Origin of the sequence: Bartonella sp. MR110HLJHH (genome assembly GCF_042194225.1) — a bacterium.
GTDB lineage: Bacteria > Pseudomonadota > Alphaproteobacteria > Rhizobiales > Rhizobiaceae > Bartonella > Bartonella grahamii.
Map to the genome: position 1 here is coordinate 1 of NZ_JBHIMQ010000036.1, position 4,555 is coordinate 4,555.

Below are 4,555 nucleotides of genomic sequence, written 5' to 3' on the forward strand. Positions count from 1 at the left end.
GATACGGTTGGCAAATCGTTGGCAGAAGAAATCGGTACCGCCAAGGCAGAAGGCAAAATAGATACGATCACACAAATTGTTGCCCATGCTGGTCTTGGCTGCTTAAAAGGCGCGGTTGCGAGTGGCGCTTGCTCTGCCGGTGCTATCGGCGGGGCTGTGGGTGAAGCCACAGCCATGCTCCAGTTTCAATTGTGGGTGCAAGGCATTGTGAAAGAGGAAATGGGGGATCTAAACGGTCGCACCCCAACTCCGGAAGAGGAAGCGCGTATAAACGCAAAGATTGATGCGCAGTTTGCTGACTTTAGAGACCACACCATTGATGTCGCACGGGCTGCTGGGGGCGTTGCCGCTGCCATTGCCGGTGGCAATGTTGATGCCGGTGCCGATGCCGCTGGTAATGCCGCTGCAAATAACTACCTCAGCAGTGCTCAAATAGCCCAGATGAATAAAGAATTAAAGGAGTGTCCTGACCTTTTATGTGAAGCAGCAGTGTCTGCGAAGTGGTCTGCGATTAGTACAGGGCAAGGTATAAGCTTTGGGGCTGGTATGGTAGCTGGTGTACCGGCTGAAGTATACGATACGGTTGATGGTTTTTTGCAAATAATCAGTTCTCCTACGGTTGGTGACTTGATACAAATAGCCAAAAATTCCAAAGAGATTTTGAAAGCGCTCAAAGATTTCTTCACCAGTGGTAAGGTTTTGGCTACCCTTGGGCATGCCTTTGCACAGCCCTATGTAGATCGCATTAATAAAATGGAGGAGGAATATGAGCGAGCCGGTGCCGGTGGTTCCTTTAATGCTGGTCTTGAATTTGGAAAATTATTGACTGAAGTAGCAACGCTGTTTTTGGGAGGTGCTGGAGCAGCCAAGGGAGGCATAAAGCTTGGCGAAAAGGTTCTGGCTAAATTCGCTGCTAAGACTGAAGAAGCGGCTGCAAAAGCAGAAAAGGAAGTTGTTCAATCAGTTGGAAAAATTGGTACTGAAAACAGTGCCAAGGGCGAGAAGATCAAAGATCCGCAGACAGGAAATAAAAACAGAGAACATCATGACAAAAAACGTGATAAGGACAAGCAAGAATTAGAAAACAAGGAAGAATGTACGGTATGCCAAAAAGAATCCTCGTTTAAGGCTGAGGTGAAGGGAGCTGAGTTTGAGAGTGATATGTTTGGAAGAAAACCACTTGAAAAAAGATCTCGTCCTGATCTTCTTTATATAGAAAATGGTGAATTAAAAATTAGAGAAACAAAAACAGGTGATTCCAAGCTTACAGAAAATCAAAAAATTTTGAAAGAAGCCTATAAAACAGGAGATGCAAAACCCACGGGAGATGTTATTAGAGAGTTTCTTGAGGAACACAAAGAAAAGCTAAATAAATATCAGGAAGAACTCAAAGAATTTATAGACGAAAAGAAACCAACTCAGAAACAACTGGATGATTTTAAGAAAGATTGGGCTAAAAACCAATTAGGTAGGGAGTGGGGAAGACCTATCGAATATGAAATTAGCCGTCATACAGGTCGTTTAGAAGAACTTGTACAGGGACAATAAATGAAGATACAAACCAAAGACGTAACAGAAATTTTAAAAATACTGGGCTGGGAACCCTATCGCGATGAAGTGGGAGACACTTTTGCGCATTATCATCTTCCTGACCGCATTGTGGGCATAGGCTATGATATAAAAAATTATGGAGAGAGCGGCAAAGAGTTCCGGTTATCGGCTAAACTCACTACTGCTTCCTATTGCCTTGCTCGGGAATATTCTAGAGGTGAAAAATCACAGCGTAAATATGAAGATGTGCTGTTTTACGCGAAGGAGGATTTTAATGTTAAAGCTTCAGATCTTTCCGAAAGCCATATTAAGGACGCTCTAAATAGAGTGATTGCATGGGCGCAAGCACAGGATATTGAAAAAAAGTTGTGCGAGGAAGCTACTAATCATTCTGCCGTTGCACAAGCATTACTTGGTGATATGGAGGCTTTAAGGAGTGATAGATCTACCCCAAAACTATCTGTGCCAGAATTTGCAGATTATAAAACAATGACATCGGATGATCGCCTGCTTTTTTTTGCGCAAGCCTATAAAAATGGGGAGTTGGATGATATTCTAACGCGCAAAAAAACCAAACAGCGCTCGATAAGCCTCACAGCAGCAATGCGCGTTCTTAAAACACAAGGGTGGTTTTCTACGGAGCCTGGAAAAATGTGGTTGATTTTGCCCGACCGCTTTATTCAATTTGATTTTGGTTTTATACGTCTCCATGACAATTACAATGTCCGTATTGAAGCTGAAATATCTAATGAAATGATTTCTGTAGCTTGTAAATATATTCACTATAGTGGGGAGTATCGGTGCATATCACCCACAAATATTTATAATTCTTTTAACACGATTGGGGGGGGGATTTTTAGTGGTTTTGATAAAGGCATTGATATTTGTGTAGAGACATTAGATGAGCAAGAGCTTATCAAAATCTCTGAGCGAATAATACAATGGGCACGTGCCCAAGATTTACAAGCATCAATAGAAAGCAAAACACGTGTTCAAAAGTATAGCTACAATATACGTATAGTCTGGCATTTGGCTTGTTTAGCATTGACAGGTCAAATTGATATCCTGAAATCTTATCAAAATTTTTTAGAAGCCGGTACGATTTCTGGACATTTAGAAGACCGTGAAGTGGAGAAGTATGTTAATCACGCCGTTCAATTTGCTGAAGAGCATCTGAAAATCTTTAATGAGCGAAAAGCCATAGATGATCGTCTTAGTTTGCAAGATTTGTCTTTTCTTAATACAGTTTCTGAAGACTTAAAAAGGATAGACTGGACAGTTTATCGTGATAAGAACTATGATCGCAATGCTTATTTTGTAAGTAAAGACCGTATCATCAATATAATGTATAACCTTCAAAGTGATGAAGAAGAGCCGATTGTTGTATTTAAGGCTTCGCTTTCAACACTTGGCTTTTCTACTGCTCATAGAGAGATGTTTCCTAGATTGCCCCAATATATAGCTCTCAAAGAGGCAGAAGAATTTTATACAGTTTCTAGTACTGAATTGGATGAAGGCAAGCTAAAGGAGATTTGTACAGATATACTTGAATGGGCAGATCGGCAAAATGTCAATCAAATCATCTATGATTATGCCGCTTTGCCAACAAACAGTGAAGCTCACCTTGTGGCACGTCACTTTATAGCACTCATTCTGATTGGTGATATTGAAAAGCTCAAATTTTATAAGGAAAGTTTCAGGGCAAAGAACCATCTAGGCTTTGTGGAAGGTATCACGAAATATACGATTGACAACGCTCTTACTCTTGCACGGCGTTATCGGACTGGTTTTCCCAAAAACGCTCCGATTTTGAGTTTGGATGCGCAAACAGCATCTGTTGCTTTTAAAACAACTTCTGTTGAAGCGGCAGAGGAAGTGGATGAAGTGGATGACACTGATGATCGTCTCACCATGGAAAGTGCTCATGCACTTTTAAAAAGCCTAGGCTGGTCAACCGAGAAAATCAATGAGAATGACCATATGGCAAGCTATCAATTGGCTGATCGTGAAGTAGATATTCTTTATAACGACGAAATTGCCAAAGACTACCCACAATTTGATAGCGCCTTTTTGATTAGCACGGGCATTCTTTCCACCGCTTGTAAATTCATTGATCCTACCTACACGGAAGATATTCCAGATATACAGCTTAATTTTGAAGCAAAGGGGTTAGAAATCTTTGAACCAGAAGTTACTGCGGATCGCTTAAAGCAAGCACTTGATGACGCGCTAAAATGGGCGGTAACAGACATTGACCTTTCTAAAAGACTTCGCTCTGATTATGGCACTGCTCCTTGGCAACAAGATGCAACATCTAAAGCAGATAATACGGATTATGCTTTACTTCATCTTGGCGCTCTTGCTTTGTTGGGTGATGTTGAGACCTTACAATCTTATCAGAAAAGCTTTACGGCAGGTGATCACCTAGGCTTTGACGAAAGCATCAACAAAACCCACCTTGAACGTGCATTAGCTTTAGCCAAAGAAGTAGCAAAGGTGAAGCAAGTGAGTTACGCTTTGATTAAACAGGTGGCAGAAAAGCTTGATGATCCACAAGAGGTTACCTGCAAGGAGCAACCCCGCTCGTGGAAAGAGAAAATAGTCAATTTTATCGGAAAAAAAGACAAGAAATAGCACCTAAAAAATATCAAAAAGATTTCAGAAATTTAGAAAATAAGACGCGCTCCAAAGCCTTGATCACTAGTTGAGAAACTCAACAGTGGTATGGCTCTGATCATGGTTTTGGTGCAAGATTTTAATGAAACAACCTATAAAAAAAGATCTATAAAATTATTCCATAGATGATCAAAATCCCTTTTAATGGATTATTGTCTATTTTATCGGTTATGTCTGTTTATTTAACAGACGAATCTTATGATTTTAGTAAATGATTAAAATGTGCTTTATGAAAAGCATATAATCCTTTAAAGCCTTTCAAAAGAAAGGGATTATAATCATAAGAAATGCTATCAAAACTATTATGGTACTTAGTTTTGAAGGTTTT

At 40.3% G+C, this 4,555-nt stretch carries 1 protein-coding gene and 1 pseudogene; both read left to right on the top strand.

The features are described from left to right. Positions 1–1,548 (top strand): annotated as a pseudogene (locus ACFIKB_RS08905) (hypothetical protein); the annotation flags it as partial. Then, on the top strand, positions 1,549–4,185 hold the full coding sequence (locus ACFIKB_RS08910; protein WP_375653383.1) for a DUF6990 domain-containing protein: 2,637 nt from the start codon (positions 1,549–1,551) through the stop codon (positions 4,183–4,185). It abuts the pseudogene before it with no gap. Positions 4,186–4,555 lie beyond the last annotated feature (370 nt).